Below are 17,850 nucleotides of genomic sequence, written 5' to 3'. Positions count from 1 at the left end.
CACACCTATTGGCGTCGTCTGATTTCCACTTTCACCCAATAGTCGCATTCCCAATGCTTACCGCCAAACAAGACAACCGGCTCACCGCCGCCCAAAACGTCGTGCTTGCCCTCGAGCACGACCACGCCCCCTACCAGCACGACAAAGCGCTGCAACGCGCCCTCGCCGACCTGAAGCAGCTCACCGACGACCTGGCCCCGCTGCGCCAACAAGCCCTGCGCAAAGCCTCCAAACCCGCCACCGCCGCCAAGACTGCCCGCCGCGACCTGCTGTGCACCGCCGCCGCCGAAGTGGCCGGCGACCTGTACGCCTACGCCATCGACCAGCAGGACCGCGCCCTGCAAGCCGCCGCGAATCAGAATTACAGCGGCCTCTACGAGTTGCGCGCCACCGCCCTCACCGATACCGCCCAACACCTACTCGACCTCGCCACCGAGCACGCCCGGCCCCTCGAAGAATACGGCCTGACCCAGGAGCGCCTCCAGGAGTTGCAAGACGCACTCACCGCCTTCGGCGGCAGCAAAAACGACCCGCGCCAGCAAATCAGCGAAGGCAAAGCCACCCGCCTCGCCATCAAAGACAAGTTCAGCCAGCTGGCCGCCCTCCTCGAAGACCGCCTCGACCGCAGCCTGCGCAAGTACGCCCGCTCCCACCCCGAGTTCTACCAGCGCATCCAGGCCGCCCGCCTCATCATCGACCGGCCGGGCAAGCAGAAAAGCAGCGCAGAGACTCCGGCGAAGCTGGGGTAACTACTACCAGCAAGAGGCTAAAAGCACGTCATGCTGAGCTTGTCGAAGCATCTCTACCGCTTAGGCAAGCTTAGTATGGTAGCTTCAAGAAGCATCACAAAGTCTAACCCAGCGCTGCAGCGTGTCCTTCTTCGACCAAGGGATTATAAAGCGAGAAGTAAAGGCATTACCCAAGGTAGCCGGCTACTCCGCTTTAACGGTGGCTGTATACATGCTGCTGCAAATCGTGCAACACGGTCACGCTCCCTACACCGCTTATCTTCCCATTTTCTTATGGGTGACGCTGCTCTTCACACTGACCTTTTTCGTGCTTGGATGCACCTATTCGCTGATCAGGGCAGCCTTGCAGCGCAAGAAGCCACAGCAATGATTTCTTCCATCGCCCCGGCAAGCAGAAAAGCAGCTCGGCAACGCCGGCGAAGCTGGCGTAACGGGTATCTGAACAGTGCCACCAAAACGTCATTCCGAGCGAAGCCGAGGAATCTCGCGTGCTGACGCCGGATACTAACCTCAAGCTCCCTGAACTTTCTGCCTACCTTCGAGGTACATCAGAAGCATCACTTCGATAAGCCATGAAACTCAAAGACCGTTACCGGCAGCTCCAGGACCCCGCTTTCGTCAAGCGCATGGTCACGCGCTCCGTGCACGCGTCCATGCAGCTCGAAGCGCAAACCGTGCCCCTTCACCGCGTAGAAGAGCTGTATGAGGAAGTGCAGCGCGAGCAGGCCGCTAAACCAGCGGCACCAGCTGCGCCCTGATCAACGCCTCTAATTCGCTGAAATCGTGAGTATCTCCGAGCCGCATGGCTTGGAGATATTTTTTTCGGCTCTCCCCAGCCTCCCGCGCATACAGCGCTACGTCCTGGTAGCCGTGCAAAAAGGCCAGCAAGTTGGTCAGCAAGCGCGCCATGCGCCCGTTGCCGTTGGTAAACGGATGAATGGCTACCAGCCGGTGATGCGCATACGCCAGCAGCTGCACCACCTCAGCCTCACTGCCCACCCGCTCCTGCCGAAAGCGTACCTCCTCCACAAACTGGTACATCAGAGTGGGCACCTGCTGAAACACCGGCGGCACGAAGCTGCCCACGTTCGGATTGGAGCGCCGCCACTGCCCCGCCCAGTCGTACAAGTGCCCGAATGTGACGCGGTGAATCTCCAGCGGCAAGCCCGTCGTTAGCTCCACCGGCAGCTCCAGGTCCAGCAGAAACGCCTCGGCCCGCACCACGCCCCTCGCTTCTTCCTCGTTCAGCTGCTGCTTGTCGGTTATACCGAGCAGGTTGTCTTCGGGTGCGTCGGTGTAGTGTCCCACAACGCATAATGAGTTAGAAATCTGGAGGAAGAAATGGGAGGATCAGCTACCGACAAGCAGAAAGCTCACTCTTCGTCAGTGCCGTATGATACGAAGCTAATGCGTTTCCTCTTGGGTGCAGTCCCAAATAGCATAGCCGCCTCCATCTTGGGCAATTACTAGGTATCCCCCTTCATCTAGTGCCCTACCCAGTTGCCATGGTTCATAGCCATCGTGTGAGCGTCCACTAAAATGCAATTGCACACCGTTGTCAAATGAGATAGTCAAATTGGCCTCGTCATCACAGTGCACCTCCGTGACGGAACGCAAGTTCACCTTGCTAAAGAGCAGTAAAACTCTTTCCTCTTCGTTAAGAATTAGACCTTCGTCAACGACGACATTGGAGCTAACTTTTATTTCACCAAGTGACAATAGGTGGTCTGCTGGCTTATCATCCCGGAACTCCAGAATGAGGATTTGATGCGAGAGACCGTAGCTCTCTACGGCAGCATTGCCAATAGCAGCCCTAATAAGGGCGTTAGCAGCAACTGTATCTGTGTTCATCTTCCCAGCTTAATAATGAGCGCATAGATAGCTGCTCGCTTGCGTATCAAGTTCTCCTGCATGGCTTTTTGACCGTATTGCAAAGAGCAAATAAGCAACAATAAGACACTTTGACTCAAAATATTACCACACAATCCCTGAATTCAGTCAAAAAGTCCGAATATCTGCTTTAGCCCATCCTTTGCTAAGTCCGTATCAGCTTTAGACCAAAGCACCTGAACCAGACCTAGTAGCTATGAACTTCAACAACTTCACCATCAAGGCCCAGGAGGCTGTGCAGAAGGCCACCGAAATTGCCGGCGGCCTCCAGCAGCAGGCAATCGAGACGGGCCACCTCCTGAAAGGCATCTTTCAGGTGGACGAAAACGTGACCGGGTTTCTGGCCAAGAAGCTCGGCGTCAACCTGAACATCCTCACCCCGCGCCTCGACGCCATCGTGCAGGCGTATCCCAAGGTGAGCGGCGGTTCGCCCTACCTCGCCAACGAAGCCGCCGCCGCCGTGCAGCGCGCCAACGGCTTCCTCAAGGAGTTCGGCGACGAATTCATCTCCGTGGAGCACCTGCTGCTGGCCCTGGTCGACGGCAAGGACAGCGTGGCCTCGCTGCTCAAGGACACGGGCTTCAACCTCAAGGACCTCAAAGCCGCCATCCAGGAGCTGCGCGGGGGACGCAAGGTCACCTCGCAGTCGGCCGAGGACCAGTACCAGAGCCTGAACCGCTACGCCCGCAACCTCAACGAGCAAGTGCGCACCGGCAAGATGGACCCGGTTATCGGCCGCGACGAGGAAATCCGCCGCGTGCTCCAGATTCTCTCGCGCCGCACCAAGAACAACCCCGTGCTGCTCGGGGAGCCGGGCGTGGGCAAAACCGCCATCGTGGAGGGCCTGGCCCAGCGCATCGTGGCCGGCGACGTGCCCGAGAACCTGAAGGACAAAACCATCATGTCCTTGGACATGGGCCTGCTCATCGCCGGCGCCAAGTACAAGGGCGAGTTCGAGGAGCGCCTCAAGTCCGTCATCAAGGAAGTCACCGACGCCGAGGGCCAGATCATTTTGTTCATCGACGAGATGCACACCCTGATCGGGGCCGGCGCGGGCGGCGAGGGCGCCATGGACGCGGCCAACCTGCTCAAGCCCGCTCTGGCCCGCGGGGAGCTGCACGCCATCGGCGCCACCACCCTCAAGGAGTACCAGAAGTACATCGAGAAGGACAAGGCCCTGGAGCGCCGCTTCCAGGCCGTGATGGTGGACGAGCCGAGCATCGAGGACGCCATCAGTATCATGCGCGGCATCAAGGAGAAGTACGAGCTGCACCACGGCGTGCGGATTACCGACGACGCCGTCATTGCCGCCGTGGAGCTGTCGAGCCGCTACATCACCGACCGTTTCCTGCCCGACAAAGCCATCGACCTGATGGACGAGGCGGCCGCCAAACTGCGCATCGAGCTGAACTCCATGCCCGTGGAGCTGGACGAGGTGCAGCGCCGCATCATGCAGCTGGAGATTGAGCGCGAGGCCATCCGCCGCGAGGACAACAAGGACCGCGAAGCCGTGCTCAACAAGGAGCTGGCCGAGCTGGGCGACAAGCGCGACTCGCTGAAAGCCCGCTGGGAGTCGGAGAAAAACGTGCTCAACGAAATCCAGGAGCAGAAAGAGGCCATCGAGCGGTTTAAGATGGAAGCCGAGCAGGCCGAGCGTCAGGGCGACTACGGCCGCGTGGCCGAGCTGCGCTACGGCAAGATTCAGGAAGCCGAAGCCAAGCTGAAGGAGCTGCAGGACCAGGCCAACGCCAACAAAGACGGCGGCTCGATGCTGCAGGAAGTGGTAACCCACGAGGACATTGCCGAGGTGGTAGCCAAGTGGACCGGCATCCCGGTGAGCAAGATGCTGCAGTCGGACCGCGAAAAGCTGCTGAACCTGGAAGCCGAGCTGGGCAAGCGCGTAGCCGGGCAGTCGGAGGCCATTGCGGCCATTTCGGACGCCGTGCGCCGCTCCCGGGCCGGTTTGCAGGACCCCAAGCGGCCCATCGGCTCGTTTATCTTCCTGGGCACGACGGGCGTCGGGAAAACCGAGCTGGCCAAGGCCCTGGCCGAGTACCTATTCAACGACGAAAACGCGATGGTGCGCATCGACATGTCGGAGTACCAGGAGCGCCACGCCGTGTCGCGCCTGATCGGGGCGCCTCCCGGCTACGTGGGCTACGACGAAGGCGGGCAGCTGACCGAGGCCGTGCGCCGCAAGCCCTACTCGGTGATTCTGCTCGACGAAATCGAGAAGGCCCACCCGGACGTGTTCAACATCCTGCTGCAAGTGCTGGATGATGGCCGCCTCACCGACAACAAGGGTCGGGTGGCGAACTTCAAGAATACCATCATCATCATGACCTCCAACACCGGGGCCGACATCATTCAGAAGAACTTCAAGGAGCTGAACGAGTACAACCACGACGAGGTGGTGGACCGCACCCGCGAGGAAGTCATCGAGCGCCTGAAGCAGCACATGCGCCCCGAGTTCCTGAACCGCATCGACGAAATCGTGATGTTCCAGCCGCTCAAGCGCAAGGAAATCCGCAAAATCGTCGACATCCAGTTCAAGCAGATTCAGCACCGCCTGGAAGAAGCCGGCATCCGCCTGGAAGCCACCGACGAGGTGCTGGACTTCCTCGGCGAGCAGGGCTTCGACCCGACCTTCGGCGCCCGCCCCTTGAAGCGCGTGCTGCAACGGCTGATTCTGAACGAGCTGTCCAAGGAAATTCTGAGCGGCAAGGTGTCGAAAGACGCCGTGGTGGAAGCCGAGCTGATTGACGGGCAGATCCACTTCGTCAACGTGGAAATGCCGGCCGTGGAGTAAGCCACGCCGGTCAGCGGATAAAAGGCCGCGTCAGTATTGGACTGACGCGGCCTTTTTGCATTCTTAGTCTATCATTTTCTTCCTTTTTTGGCTGTAGCTATCTACCATCCTGTTTCACGCACATGAGCGCCGACGATTCTGCCACGCCCGCCCCTGAAGAACCCGCAGACAACCCCAATGCTGCTGGCCGCTACTACCGCGACACCGCCACCAGCAACGCGCAAAAGGCCCGCAACACGGCCGAAGTAGAGCAAGACCTGCTTACCAATCCGCGCTACGATGCCTTTTTCGCCCAGCACCACCCCAAGCTACGCGTCACTTTCGCCCGCAGCTATGCCCAGAGCCGCCAGCTGTGGACCGACTACGGCGACATGTACGAACGGATGCTGGAAGGCCGCCTGACGGAGTTTGAGGCCGAAGCCACCGAGCGCCTGTGGGACATTCAGCAGAAAAAGCTGTTCGACCTGCAGTGCCGCTGGCGGGCCGAGCAGGTGTCCGTGCCGGGAGTCGTCGTCAGCTGGGATTTCAACGCGCTGGCCCGCGACATCCAGAACTGCACGGTGGTTTCCCCGATTAGCGAAGACGAGTTGGCGCTGTACCTGAACTTCCTGGCCCAGGCCGATTACGAAACGGATTTGCACCGCCGTCATTTTGCCTGGCAGGACTACGACCTCATCCGGCAGGACGCCACCGATGACGACGCGGACCCAGACTGGTTTGATGGGGATGTGCCCGAGTGGTACCACTTTCACAACCAGCACACGGGCCACGACGCGTTGCTGCGGTTGCCGAACGTGCGCGGTGAAAAAGAGGAGCGCTACCTGGCCGCTTGGCGGGCCGATAGACAAGCCGCCCGCGAAGCCGCCGAAGCCGCCCAGGACCCCGCCCCGCCGGCGCCTGAGCACGACCCACGCCCCACCCACCTGTACGGCGAGGAAGAGCGGGCCTGGGAGAAAGAATTCGTGCGCCAGTTTGAACCGATCCAGCTCCGCCGCCAGCGCGATGCCTACGTGGAAGCCAACCCGATTGCCGAGTACGAGGACGAAGAGTTGGAGCGCGTGCTGGAGGCGCTCAATACCCTGAACGAGCCGGTGCCTATCGAGGCGCACCCCGACTGGCGGCGGGCCATCCTGCAAGCGTACTACAGCTTCCGCCTGCGCAAGCTGCAAACCATGCTGCCGATTGTCTACCAGGCGTACTGCCAGCGCCAGGAATGGGGCATCAGTTATCCGGCTGAGGACGACAACGACCATGGCCTCGCCAATGCGCTACGCGCGGGGCTGCTGAAGGGCCGCAGGCTGCTGGGCGAGCCGGAAAACTTCGATTTTTAGCCGCCTCAGCCCGGGCTTCGGCTGATAGTAAGAGCATCTGCCCAACCCGGCAGGCTTTTGCTTCAGGCGTGAGCCAATGGGCTGGCACGGTTGACCACGATGCGGCAAACGGCGTATAGACCGCAAACCAACCCGTTGATTCTACCGCCGCCATGCCCCAGTTCTACTTCACCCCGTCTGTTCCGCGCTTGCTGCGCCTGCTCGTCTTGCTGCTGCCCCTGCTGGCGCTGCTGCCCGGCTGCTCCAACGACGACGATAACCCGGTGCAGACACCCGCCGCGCCCGACAAAATAACGGTGCCCCAGGCGGCGCTGAACCCCGAGGGCATTCAGTGGGACGAAACCAACCAGCGTTTCCTCGTCAGCTCGCGGGCCCAGGGCCGCATCGGCACGGTGAAGGACGACAGCAGCTACACCCCACTGGCCGACGACCCGCGCCTAATTTCGACCATCGGGCTGAACCTGGACGGGGGCCGCAACCGCGTGCTGGCGGCCGTGTCAGACAACAACTTCAACTCCACCCGCACCTCGCCCACCACGCAGGGCAAGCTGGCGGCCGTGGCCATCTTCAACGCTACCACCGGCAGCCTGCTCTCCTTCACCGACCTGGGCAGCAAGGCCGCCGCCTACCCGCGGCACTTCGCCAACGACATTGCCGTGGACGCGCAGGGCAACGCCTACATCACCGACAGCTTCGCCCCGGTCATCTACAAGCTGGATTTGCAGGGCAACGCCACCGTCCTGCTCGACAACGCCCAGCTGAGCAGCACCACCTTCGGCCTGAACGGCATCGTGTACCACCCCGACGGCTACCTGCTGGTGGCCAAAACCAGTGACGGCAGCCTCTTCAAAGTGCCGCTGAGCAACCCGGCCGGCTTCGCCAAAGTCACCACCACCCAAAACCTGGCGGGTGCCGACGGCCTGCTGCTGACCGACAACCAGACCCTACTGGTGGTGGCCGGCAGCCAGGGCACCGTGTACCGCATGGGCAGCACCGACGCTTGGGCCACGGCCACCGCTTCGGGCAGCTTTGCTACGGGCGCGGTCAGCCCCACCACCATCACGCGCCGCGGCAACGACGCTTACGTGCTATATCCTTTCCAGGCCGCCGCGCCGCGCTTTGCCATCGTCAAGACCCGTTTTTAGCCGTTGTTGGCGGGCCTTGGCATAGCGCCAGCAGCTCCCGACAACCGGTTCCCAACGCATACGCCCCAACTCCTGCCGGCCCGCCGGGGAGTTGGGGCGTACGTCTGAACGGCAGATCAGCGCCACGATTTTGTGGCCCCAGTTCCGGATTGTCGTCGGAGCGGCCGGCGCTACAGGGCCGAGGCGCGCTGCCCGCCGGGCTGAAAGTGCTCGGGGCGCAGGCGGCGGCGCACGTAGCGCGGCAGCGGCTCGCCCTGCTGATAAGCGGCCAATACCTCGTCGCGGTGCCGGGCGCTGAAGCGCACCATGCGGCTCAACCCAAGCACGGCCCCAACGCTGCCGGACAGCAGGCCGACGCCGGCTATGGTTTGCTTGAGCCCGGGCGCGCCAAAAGGAGCGGGCAGCAAGGTGGCCACGCCGAAGGCGCTCAGCACGCCGGCGCTACGGGCCAGCATAGCCGTGCCCTTGCCGTCGTAGGCGGCGAAAAGGCGTCGCACGGCAAACACGGTGTCTTCGAGGGTATGGCTACGCCCACCGGGCAGCTGTGCCGCCGCCGGGGTGGGGCGCCCAAGGCTGGCCAGCCACAGGACAAGCAGGAACGCCGGGAAAGCGAATGAGCGGAAACGGCTAACGGACATAGACAAGCGGATTTACTCGCAGGAGCCACTTATAGCTCCGATGGTTGAGGCGAGACAAAATTTTACTGGCGTCGCCCACTAAACAAAGGCGCTGATCTGGCATGGGCAAGCATTGCGGCAGCCCCATCAGGGCACTGGCATAGGCAGTGGCGGCAAGGAAAATGGAACAACGCTGGCGTCTGACCGAAAACGTTTGGGGTGGATATAGTAAGCACTCACCTATTCCCGACGCGGGAATGCCCGTCCCGGCAACGTTCCCGACAACGTTTGCACAAATAAAGGCCCGCCGGGCAGTGCGGAAGGCCAGTTTCAGGGAGCTAATATTCAGGTGATTCTCACCTTAACCGCATTCTGCATGCTCCAAACCTCTACCCTGCCCAGGCGCACTACCGCCCTGCGCTGGTCCTGGCTGACTTTGTGTCTGCTACTCCTCTCCGGCCTCAGCTCCCGGCTGCTGGCCTACGACGTGGTGGTGGCCAAGGACGGCAGCGGCAACTACACCACGGTGCAGGCCGCTATCAACGCCGCGCCGACGGGCCGCACCACGGCCTATACCATCTTCATCAAAAACGGCCGCTACAAGGAGAAAATAGCGGTGCCGAGCACCAAGCCCTTCCTGCAGCTGGTGGGCGAGAGCGTGGCCAATACCATCCTGACCTACGACGACGGGGCCAGCACGGCCGCACCCGGCGGCGGCACGCTGGGCACCCAGAACTCGGCCAGCTTCAGCATCGGCGCCGACGACTTCTCAGCCCTGAACATCACCTTCGAAAACTCCTTCGGCGACGGCTCGCAGGCCGTGGCCGTGCTGGTGAATGCCGACCGCGCCGCGTTTAAGAACTGCCGCTTCCTGGGCAACCAGGACACGCTCTACACCAAGGGCAACGGCACGCCGCGCCACTACTTCAAGGACTGCTACATCGACGGCAACGTGGACTTCATCTTCGGCTCGTCGGTGGCGCTGTTCGAGAACTGCGTGGTGTACGCCAAGGCGCGCCCGAGCACCAGCAGCTCGTACATCACCGCCGCCAACACGCCCCCGGGCCAGGCCTACGGCTACGTGTTCAAGAAAACCAAGCTGCCGGCCAACACCGGCGGCACGCTGTATTACCTGGGCCGCCCCTGGCAGAACTCCACCGGCTCGTCGCCGCTGTCGAATAACAAGACCGTGTTCATCAGCAGCACGGTGGGCGCCAACCAGCTGCAGCCGACCGGCTGGAGCACCTGGGACGCCGGCACCAACACCAGCCTGATTACCTACGCCGAGTTCCGCAGCAAGTACTACTCGGGCACGCTCATGCCCACGACGCAGCGCGTAAGCTGGTCGCAGCAGCTGACCCCGGCCGATACGGCCGCCTACAGCCGCGCCAGCCTGTTCGGCACCTGGGACCCGTGCGCCGTAGCCACCGGCTTCTGCACCGGCGCGGCACCGGACATTGCCGTGTCGAACTTCCGCGCCGTGAAGGGCGCCTCGCAGGCCACCCTGAGCTGGAACATCAGCTGGGCCATGAGCCAGATCAAGTACGAGCTGTTCCGCTCCTCGGACAACGCCACCTTCAGCAAAATCTACGAGGTGACGGCGCAGAACGACTCGACCATCAACTTCTCGACCACCGACGCGCTGCCGGCCTCCGGTACGGCGTACTACTACTACCTGCGCGCCTCCAAAACCGGCGCGGCCACGCACACCACCGAAACCATTCAGGTGTCGAGCGTGCAGACCATCAGCGTGACGGGCACCCTGGGCGCATTTACGCAGTACGCCGGCGGCCCCTCGGCCGTGCAGAGCTACACCCTGAGCGGGGTGAACCTGACCGGCAACGTGACGGTGACCCCGCCGACGGGCTACGAGGTATCGGCCAACGGCGGCACCAACTGGTACACCGCCGCCTCGCCGCTGGTGCTGACGCCCACGGCCAACACCCTGGCCAGCACCACCATCAGCGTGCGGCTGAACGCGGCCACGGCCGGTGCCTACGCCGGCACCATCAACCACACCAGCACCGGCGCCACCGCCCAGACGGTGGCCGTGACGGGCAACACGGTGACGGGCACGGCCCCGGTTTCGGCGCCGCTGCAGTGGTGGCCGATGAAAGTGAACAACCAGGACAGCACCGCCGTGCGCGTGGCCGGCGTGACGGCCAGCACTCCCACGCTGCGCAACCTGTACGTGTCGAACGGCACGACCGTGCCGGCTATCCGGGCCTATTCCAACGTGTTCGGCCAGGCCTTCGGCACGACGGCCAACGGCGACGGGTCGTGGGGCACGGCCGTGGGCGGCCCGGGCGGCAACCTGAACCGCCGCTTCTCGGAGCAGTTCACGGTGACGGCGGCGGCCGGCAAAACCATCCGCCTCGACTCCTTGGTTCTCACTTCGGCTTTCTACAACACCAGCAGCAACACCAAGCTGGCGGTGGTCTGGTCGCGCAGCGGCTTTGCCACCGACTCGGCCGATGTTATCGGTGGGCGCGGCCCGGCAGGCGGCCTGCAGAGCACGGCCAACGGCGCCTTCGCCACGCCCATTCTGCTGGCCAACCAGACGGCCGGCCCCAGCAACACCTACCGCCTCTCCTTCGCCGGTGCCGCCGGCGTGACGCTGACGGCCGGCCAGACGCTGACCTTCCGCCTGTACTTCAGCTGCGGCAGCTCCAGCACCGGCCGCTACGCCATGCTCAAGAACGTGTACGTGACCGGCCAGGACCTCACCCCGGCGGCCTGCAACGCGGCCTTTAGCTACGCGGCCAGCACCTTCTGCCAATCGGCTACCAACCCCGCGCCCACCGTCACCGGCACCACGGGCGGCACGTTCACCTCGACCACCGGCCTGAGCATCAACGCTAGCACCGGGTTTATCAACCTGAGCGCCTCGACGCCCGGCACCTACGCGGTGACCTACGCCGCTTCGGGCACCTGCAACAGCACGACCTCGGTTACCATAACGGCCCCGGCCACGGCCGGCTTCAGCTACGCAGCTACGTCGTACTGCACCTCGGCCACGGCCGCCGCTGCTCCGACGCTGACGACGGGCGCCACCGCTGGTACGTTCACGTCGACCACCGGCCTGAGCATTAACGCGACGACCGGCGCCATCACGCCGTCGACTTCTACGCCCGGCACCTACACGGTAACCAACACGGTAGCCGCGGCCGGGGGCTGCGCCGCCGTGACGAGCACGGCCAGCATCACCATCACGGCCCCGGCTACGGCGGGCTTTAGCTACGCGGCCTCGTCGTACTGCGCCTCCGCCACGACGGCGGTGACGCCCACGCTGAGCACCGGCGCTACCGCCGGCACGTTCTCGTCGACCACGGGCCTGACGCTGAATGCCACGACGGGTGCCATTACGCCCTCGACCTCGACCCCGGGCACGTACACGGTAACCAACACCGTGGCTGCCGCCGGGGGCTGCGCCGCCGTTACGTCGACCTTCGCCGTAACCATCACGGCGCCGGCCACGGCCGGTTTCAGCTACGCGGCTGCTCCGTACTGCACCTCGGCTACGGCCGCGGCCGCGCCGACGCTGGCTACTGGCGCCACGGCTGGCACGTTCAGCTCGACGACCGGTCTGACGATTAACGCCACGACGGGCGCCATCACGCCGTCGACCTCGACGCCGGGCACCTACACGGTAACCAACACGGTAGCTGCCGCCGGGGGCTGCGCCGCTGCCACCAGCACCACGCAGGTAACGATTACCGCCCCCGCTACCGCCTCGTTTGGCTACGTAGTGGCCGGCTTCCTCTGCGCCGGCTCCACGGGCACCGTCAACGCCACGCTCGGCGCCGGTGCCACGGCCGGTACGTTCACCTCGACCACAGGCCTGACGCTGAATGCCACGACGGGTGCTATCAACCTGGCTACCTCGACGGCCGGCACCTACACGGTGACCAACACGGTAGCCGCGGCCGGGGGTTGCACCGCCGTAACGAGCACGGCTACGGTGGTCATCACGCCGCGCCCGGCCCAGCCGACGGTGACGGTGCAGTACACCACGCCCGGCACGGCCATTCTGACCAGCTCGGCCACGACCGGCAACCAGTGGTACCTGGGCCCGACGGCCATTCCGGGCGCTACCGGCCAGACCTACACCGTCAACGGCACGGCCAACCCCGGTGCCTACACGGTGGTAGTAACCGGCACCGGCGGCTGCGCCTCGCTGGCTTCGGCCGCCCTCACCATCACGGCCACCAGCAAGCCGCTGGCCGGCTCCTCGCTGAGCGTGTACCCGAACCCGACCCACGACGGCCGCCTGACGCTGGAGTTGACGGGCTACGCCAAAGCGGCCCGCCTGACGGTGGTTAACGCCCTGGGCCAGGTGGTGCGCGAGCAAGCCGTGGCCGCCGGCCAGAGCAAAGTCACGGTGGACCTGACCGCCCAGCCCGCCGGCGTGTACCTGCTGCGCGTGAGCACCGACGGCGGCTCCGACCTGCGCCGCGTGGTGCGCGAGTAAGCGCCGCTGCTTTAAATCAGAAAAGCCCCGCTGGCGCTGCCGGCGGGGCTTTTTGTATGTAGGAGGTGGGGCTAGCGCGCCGGCTCGAAGTGTTCCTGCCGCAGCCGCTTGCGCACCGCTGCCGGCAGGGGCTTACCAGCCTGGTACTGCTTGATGATGGCCTCTTCCTTTTTGTGGCCGAAGCGCACCAGCTTGCCTACGCCCACCGCCAGAAACGGCACCGATATGGCTACTGATTCGGTGGCGCCCAGGGAAAAGGGCCCGGCCAGCACGCCGGTAGCCAGCACTAGTCCGCCCACGCTGGTGTAGGCCGTGCCGCCGTTGCGGCGCTTGCGGAAAAGGTTGCGCACGGCCTGGACCGAGTCGGTGGCGGGCTTGACGAGGGTAGGGTCGGGCGGGGGCTGGGGCACGGCGGGCAGCACGGGCGTATCCTGGGCGCGGGCGCCGAGGGCGGCCAGCAGCAGGGCTCCGGTCACGAAGAGTTGCTTGCGCATAGGTGGGCGGGCGGGTTATTGGTGCAAGATACGGGGCGGCCCCACTTGCCGATGCGGAGCCGAAGCGGCGCGGCACCTTACCGGCCGCTGGGCTAGCTTTGCGGCATGTCGGTGTTTCAGACCTACCTCCAACTCGGCTTCTTCCACATCTTCAACCTGCGGGCCTACGACCACCTCGTGTTCCTGCTGGCCCTGTGCGCCCCCTACGTGCTCAGCGACTGGCGCCGCGTGGTGGCCCTGGTCACCAGCTTCACGGTGGGCCACTCGCTCACGCTGGCCCTGGCCACGCTGGGCGTCGTCAGTTTCGCGCCGGCCGTCATCGAGGCGCTGATTCCGGTGACCATTTTGCTGACCTGCGCGGCCAACCTGCGCCAGGCCGGCCGCGCGGGCCTCAGCCGCCCGTCCCGGCGCCGGCCCGAGTCGGTGCTGTGGGTGCCGGCCAACGCGCTGGCGGCCGGCTTCGGGCTGATTCACGGCCTGGGCTTCTCCAACTACCTGCGCGAGCTGCTGGGCCAGCAAAGCCGCCCGGTGCTGGAGCTGCTGAGCTTCAACGTGGGCGTCGAAATCGGGCAGCTGCTCATCGTGGGGCTGATTCTGCTCGTGGGCTTCCTGGTGCTGCGCGTGTTGGGCACCCCGCGCCGCGACTGGCTGCTGGTGGTCAGTGGGGCGGCCGGCGGCATTGCGGCCATGCTGCTGCTGAATCAGTTCACGGGTGGCTAAGCAGTTGATTTACAAGCAATATCCGACACTTTTCCCCGGCTAAATCACTTTAGTTGATTCCATTGCGCAGCCCCGGCACCTTGCCGACGTCCTTGGCTTCCGCCAAGACGCCCGGCCGCCTGGTTCTTCATCGAACGTTGCCGGGCGTGGTATTATCTTGCTGATTCCTTTTCGCCCTTTTTCCACCGTATGCGTTTTCGCAACCTTCTCGCCGCCGGCCTGGGCGCCGCGCTAGCCCTGCCGGCGCTGGCGCAGCAGCCCTCGATGCCGATGCACTCCGGCACCGACAAATTTGCCCAGCTCGGCACGGAGCTGCCCACGCCCAACACCTTCCGCACCGCCTCCGGGGCCCCGGGCCGGGACTACTGGCAGCAGCGCGCCGACTACAACATCCGCGTCACGCTCAACGACGACAACCAAAGCATCACCGGCTCGGAGGACATCACCTACACCAACCTCTCGCCCGACAAGCTCAGCTACCTCTGGCTGCAGCTCGACGCGAACATCTACGCCCCGAACTCGATGACCGCGCTGACGCAGACCGCCGAGCTGCGCGACCGGATGTCGTTCGGGGCCCTGGAGTACATTCAGCGCACCGGCTTCGACGGCTCGTTCAAGATTGACGACATCCGCCTGAAGGGCGCCTCGGGCCAGCTGCCCTACACCGTCAACTACACCATGATGCGGGTGGACCTGCCCCGGCCGCTGGCCCCCAAGCAGGCCGTGACCTTCACGGTGAAGTGGCACTACACGGTGAACGACCAGAAAAAGCTGGGCGGCCGCTCGGGCTACGAGTTCTTCCCCGAGGACAAGAACTACCTCTACGAAATTGCCCAGTTCTACCCGCGCATGGCCGTCTACGACGACGTGAACGGCTGGCAGCACAAGCAATTTCTGGGCACCGGCGAGTTTACCCTGCCCTTCGGCGACTACCGCGTGAGCATCACCGCCCCCGCCGACCACGTGGTGGGCGCCACCGGCACTTTGCAGAACGCCGAGCAGGTGCTGACGGCCGCGCAGCGCCAGCGCCTGGCCCAGGCCAAAAACGCCGCCAAGCCCGTCGTCATCGTGACGCAGGACGAGGCGACCAAGGCCGAGCAGGGCCGCGCCAAAGGCACCAAAACCTGGACCTACGCGGCCAAGAACGTGCGCGACTTTGCCTGGTGCTCCTCGCGCAAGTTTATCTGGGACGCCATGGGCCTGAGCGTGGAGGGCAAGCCGGTGCTGGCCATGTCGTACTACCCCAAGGAGGCCAACCCGCTGTGGGGGCAGTACAGCACGCAGTCGGTGGCGCACACCATCCGCTCCTACTCCAAGCGCACGGTGCCCTACCAGTACCCGGTGGCCATTTCGGTGCACGGCTCCATCGGCGGCATGGAGTACCCGATGCTGTGCTTCAACGGCTACCGCCCGGAGAAGGACGGCACCTACTCGGCGGCCACCAAGTACGGGCTGATTTCGGTGGTGATTCACGAAGTGGGTCACAACTTCTTCCCGATGATTGTCAACTCCGACGAGCGGCAGTGGACGTGGATGGACGAGGGCCTGAACACCTTCTGCCAGTACCTGGCCGAGCAGGAATGGGAACGGGGTTACCCCTCGCGCCGCGGCGAGCCCAGCCAGATTGTGCCCTACATGAGCATGGACCCCAAGCTGCAGAACCCGATTATGACCAATTCGGAGTCGGTGCTGCAGCTGGGCAACAACGCCTACGCCAAGCCCGCCACGGCGCTGAACATCCTGCGCGAGACGGTGATGGGCCGGCAGCTGTTTGACTACGCGTTCAAAACCTACGCCCAGCGCTGGGCCTACAAGCACCCCACCCCCGCCGACTTCTTCCGCACCATGGAAGACGCCTCGGGCGTCGACCTCGACTGGTTCTGGCGCGGCTGGTTCTACGGCACCGAGCACACGGATATGAGCATTGAAGGCGTGAGCTGGTACAAGGTGGACTCGAAAAACCCGGAGGTGGAAAACGCCCGCCGCCGCGAGGAGCTGAACGCCGCCCCGCAGACCCTCTCGCAGCAGCGCAACCTGCAGGACATTCCCAAAACCCTGGTGGACGAGCGGCCCGAGCTGAAGGACTTCTACAACAGCTACGACCAGCTGGCCGTGTCGGACACCGATAAGGCGCGTTACCAGAAGTACGTGGCCACGCTCTCGCCCGAGCAGCAGGAAACCCTGAAAAAGGGCCTGAACTTCTACCAGGTGAGCCTGAAAAACCTGGGCGGCCTGGTAATGCCCGTGGTGGTGCAGATGACCTACAACGACGGCTCGCAGGAGGTGGTGAACATTCCGGCCGAAATCTGGCGCCGCAACAACGCCGAGGTAACCAAGGTGTTCGTGACCGAAAAGCCGGTGGCTTCGTTCACCCTCGACCCCTACCTGCAGACGGCCGACACGGACCTCTCCAACAACGCCTTCCCGCGCAAGCTGGCGCCCTCGCGCTTCGAGCTGTTTCAGCAGCAGCAACAGGCCACGCCCAACCCCATGCAGCAGCGCAACGTCTCGTCGCAGCAGCCACAGCAGGGCGGCGGCAGCACCGGCGGCGGGCGGTAGTTCGGCTTCGCCTTTTCGGTTAGTTTTGAAACAGCCGGGCCCGCAGCGGGTTCGGCTGTTTTCTTTGTCGTGAAGCTGATTGAGTAATACTATCCTGATGACGTCTAGCTCTGTCGCGCCATTACAAGCCTTGGTTTTTGTGGAGGATTGGCCCATTGCCCGTTCGGCCTTCCAGCAACTCACGGCCCTGGGCAGTCCTGAAGTAGTAGCCTTCTACCTGAGCCTTTTGGAGCACCCCAATGCGTTGCTGCGTAATCAGGCCGCTTATGGCCTAGCCGATATTGGTAACCCAGAGGTGGTGCCCGCGCTACTCCAAGCCATCTTCAAACCAGAACACGTGGACAACAACGGCTCCATCGTGTACGCGCTGGTGCAGTTCGACTGCGCCGACTTGCTGGAGGAAATCATGCTGATTATCTTCTATCATGGCGCCGAGGCATCATTTACGGCCAATGTTGCTTTGCAAGACCAGGTGTTCAACGTGACGCTGGCGCAAAAAACCAGCATTCAACGTCACTGGCAGTTGGTCAAAGTCAATCCTTCCGAAGCCGCGGTTTCGTTGGGCATTGACTACCTGGACGAAGTGCTGGATGAGCTTTTCGAAGGAATCTAATGACCTACTACCAGCAGGAAGTCCACCGCCTCCAATCCGCCTTGTATCCGCACGCCCACCAGCGGCGGCAGGTGCTGGTGGCCCGGCAGTTCATCGAGCAGCACTACGCGGAGGCCATCGGACTACTGGAAATGGCGGAGGCGGCCTGCTGCTCGAAGTTTCACTTTCTGCGTCTGTTTCGGCAGTACTACGGCCGCACCCCGCACCAGTACCTGACGGCGCTGCGGCTGCGGCAGGCCCGGCGGCGGCTGCTCGGCGGGGCCCCGGTGGCCGAAGCCTGCCAGGCCGTGGGCTTCGACAGCGTCACCTCGTTTACGGGGCTGTTTCGGCGCACCTACGGCTGCCCGCCCCGCGCCCTGGCGGCCCGGCGGCGGTAGAAAAGCAATTTTGGAGAAGCCGGCTTGCGGTTTCGGTGGCTTCTTGCGGCTGCCAAACCATTTGCTAAGCCATTT

General features: G+C 63.7%; 15 protein-coding genes. 11 read left to right on the top strand and 4 right to left on the bottom strand.

What is annotated here, in order from left to right; translation table 11 throughout:
- Window positions 1-53: 53 nt before the first annotated feature.
- The 3 genes from FDY95_RS26290 (at window position 54) to FDY95_RS10245 (ending at window position 1,507) form a co-directional block, all read left to right on the top strand.
- A complete protein-coding gene (locus tag FDY95_RS26290; RefSeq protein WP_171025629.1) occupies window positions 54-749 on the top strand; it encodes a hypothetical protein in 696 nt (231 codons plus the stop codon).
- 121 nt (window positions 750-870) lie between these two features.
- Entirely contained in the window at window positions 871-1,119 is a 249-nt protein-coding gene (locus tag FDY95_RS10250) for a hypothetical protein (RefSeq protein ID WP_138077446.1), read from the top strand.
- Window positions 1,120-1,321: 202 nt separating this feature from the next.
- Window positions 1,322-1,507 (top strand): hypothetical protein, encoded by a 186-nt coding sequence (locus FDY95_RS10245; RefSeq protein WP_138077444.1) that lies wholly within the window; start codon window positions 1,322-1,324, stop codon window positions 1,505-1,507.
- Here FDY95_RS10245 and FDY95_RS10240 read toward each other — a convergent pair.
- Together FDY95_RS10240 and FDY95_RS10235 are read right to left on the bottom strand one after the other, a co-directional pair.
- Window positions 1,479-2,057, bottom strand: coding sequence for a Fic/DOC family protein (locus FDY95_RS10240; protein WP_171025628.1), 579 nt, complete (start codon window positions 2,055-2,057; stop codon window positions 1,479-1,481). The two genes, FDY95_RS10245 and FDY95_RS10240, sit on opposite strands and share 29 nt — an antisense overlap.
- 96 nt (window positions 2,058-2,153) lie before the next feature.
- Complete coding sequence (locus FDY95_RS10235; protein WP_138077440.1) at window positions 2,154-2,600, bottom strand: DUF6188 family protein; 447 nt, start codon at window positions 2,598-2,600, stop codon at window positions 2,154-2,156.
- A gap of 235 nt (window positions 2,601-2,835) precedes the next feature.
- Between FDY95_RS10235 and clpB the strand changes: the two genes are divergently transcribed.
- From clpB to FDY95_RS10220, 3 genes are all read left to right on the top strand, one after another.
- On the top strand, window positions 2,836-5,448 hold the full coding sequence (gene clpB, locus FDY95_RS10230) for an ATP-dependent chaperone ClpB (protein WP_138077438.1): 2,613 nt from the start codon (window positions 2,836-2,838) through the stop codon (window positions 5,446-5,448).
- Window positions 5,449-5,570: 122 nt separating this feature from the next.
- Entirely contained in the window at window positions 5,571-6,779 is a 1,209-nt protein-coding gene (locus FDY95_RS10225) for a hypothetical protein (RefSeq protein ID WP_138077436.1), read from the top strand.
- Window positions 6,780-6,931: 152 nt separating this feature from the next.
- Complete coding sequence (locus FDY95_RS10220) at window positions 6,932-7,924, top strand: SMP-30/gluconolactonase/LRE family protein (RefSeq protein WP_138077434.1); 993 nt, start codon at window positions 6,932-6,934, stop codon at window positions 7,922-7,924.
- A gap of 170 nt (window positions 7,925-8,094) precedes the next feature.
- Here the strand turns inward: FDY95_RS10220 and FDY95_RS10215 are convergent, their stop codons facing one another.
- Complete coding sequence (locus FDY95_RS10215; protein WP_171025627.1) at window positions 8,095-8,562, bottom strand: hypothetical protein; 468 nt, start codon at window positions 8,560-8,562, stop codon at window positions 8,095-8,097.
- A 355-nt stretch (window positions 8,563-8,917) separates the two neighbouring features.
- Here FDY95_RS10215 and FDY95_RS10210 point away from each other — a divergent pair, with 355 nt between their 5' ends.
- Window positions 8,918-13,012, top strand: coding sequence for a pectinesterase family protein (locus tag FDY95_RS10210; RefSeq protein ID WP_138077430.1), 4,095 nt, complete (start codon window positions 8,918-8,920; stop codon window positions 13,010-13,012).
- Window positions 13,013-13,083: 71 nt separating this feature from the next.
- Here FDY95_RS10210 and FDY95_RS10205 read toward each other — a convergent pair whose 3' ends face one another.
- Complete coding sequence (locus tag FDY95_RS10205) at window positions 13,084-13,506, bottom strand: hypothetical protein (protein WP_138077428.1); 423 nt, start codon at window positions 13,504-13,506, stop codon at window positions 13,084-13,086.
- 105 nt (window positions 13,507-13,611) lie between these two features.
- Between FDY95_RS10205 and FDY95_RS10200 the strand changes: the two genes are divergently transcribed.
- The 4 genes from FDY95_RS10200 to FDY95_RS10185 all read left to right on the top strand — a co-directional run bounded on the left by FDY95_RS10200 (window position 13,612) and on the right by FDY95_RS10185 (window position 17,775).
- Window positions 13,612-14,226 (top strand): HupE/UreJ family protein, encoded by a 615-nt coding sequence (locus FDY95_RS10200; RefSeq protein ID WP_138077426.1) that lies wholly within the window; start codon window positions 13,612-13,614, stop codon window positions 14,224-14,226.
- A 189-nt stretch (window positions 14,227-14,415) separates the two neighbouring features.
- Window positions 14,416-16,785 (top strand): M1 family metallopeptidase, encoded by a 2,370-nt coding sequence (locus FDY95_RS10195; RefSeq protein WP_138077424.1) that lies wholly within the window; start codon window positions 14,416-14,418, stop codon window positions 16,783-16,785.
- A 97-nt stretch (window positions 16,786-16,882) separates the two neighbouring features.
- Complete coding sequence (locus FDY95_RS10190; RefSeq protein ID WP_138077422.1) at window positions 16,883-17,398, top strand: HEAT repeat domain-containing protein; 516 nt, start codon at window positions 16,883-16,885, stop codon at window positions 17,396-17,398.
- Window positions 17,398-17,775, top strand: a complete 378-nt coding sequence (locus FDY95_RS10185; RefSeq protein WP_138077420.1) for a helix-turn-helix domain-containing protein — start codon at window positions 17,398-17,400, stop codon at window positions 17,773-17,775. Before FDY95_RS10190 ends, FDY95_RS10185 begins: the two co-directional genes overlap by 1 nt.
- The last annotated feature ends 75 nt before the right edge of the window (window positions 17,776-17,850 follow it).

Source organism: Hymenobacter jeollabukensis, from assembly GCF_005771675.1.
GTDB lineage: Bacteria > Bacteroidota > Bacteroidia > Cytophagales > Hymenobacteraceae > Solirubrum > Solirubrum jeollabukense.
Note: the sequence above shows the minus strand (reverse complement) of the source record. Positions and strands in the feature narration are given on the sequence as shown.

Excerpts from the sequence above, each read along its gene's own strand:
- FDY95_RS26290 (WP_171025629.1), top strand. The coding sequence starts at position 54 with ATGCTTACCGCCAAACAAGACAACCGGCTCACCGCCGCCCAAAACGTC.
- FDY95_RS10245 (WP_138077444.1), top strand. The coding sequence starts at position 1,322 with ATGAAACTCAAAGACCGTTACCGGCAGCTCCAGGACCCCGCTTTCGTC.
- FDY95_RS10235 (WP_138077440.1), bottom strand. The coding sequence starts at position 2,600 with ATGAACACAGATACAGTTGCTGCTAACGCCCTTATTAGGGCTGCTATT.
- clpB (WP_138077438.1), top strand. The coding sequence starts at position 2,836 with ATGAACTTCAACAACTTCACCATCAAGGCCCAGGAGGCTGTGCAGAAG.
- FDY95_RS10225 (WP_138077436.1), top strand. The coding sequence starts at position 5,571 with ATGAGCGCCGACGATTCTGCCACGCCCGCCCCTGAAGAACCCGCAGAC.
- FDY95_RS10220 (WP_138077434.1), top strand. The coding sequence starts at position 6,932 with ATGCCCCAGTTCTACTTCACCCCGTCTGTTCCGCGCTTGCTGCGCCTG.
- FDY95_RS10215 (WP_171025627.1), bottom strand. The coding sequence starts at position 8,562 with ATGTCCGTTAGCCGTTTCCGCTCATTCGCTTTCCCGGCGTTCCTGCTT.
- FDY95_RS10210 (WP_138077430.1), top strand. The coding sequence starts at position 8,918 with ATGCTCCAAACCTCTACCCTGCCCAGGCGCACTACCGCCCTGCGCTGG.
- FDY95_RS10205 (WP_138077428.1), bottom strand. The coding sequence starts at position 13,506 with ATGCGCAAGCAACTCTTCGTGACCGGAGCCCTGCTGCTGGCCGCCCTC.
- FDY95_RS10200 (WP_138077426.1), top strand. The coding sequence starts at position 13,612 with ATGTCGGTGTTTCAGACCTACCTCCAACTCGGCTTCTTCCACATCTTC.
- FDY95_RS10195 (WP_138077424.1), top strand. The coding sequence starts at position 14,416 with ATGCGTTTTCGCAACCTTCTCGCCGCCGGCCTGGGCGCCGCGCTAGCC.
- FDY95_RS10190 (WP_138077422.1), top strand. The coding sequence starts at position 16,883 with ATGACGTCTAGCTCTGTCGCGCCATTACAAGCCTTGGTTTTTGTGGAG.
- FDY95_RS10185 (WP_138077420.1), top strand. The coding sequence starts at position 17,398 with ATGACCTACTACCAGCAGGAAGTCCACCGCCTCCAATCCGCCTTGTAT.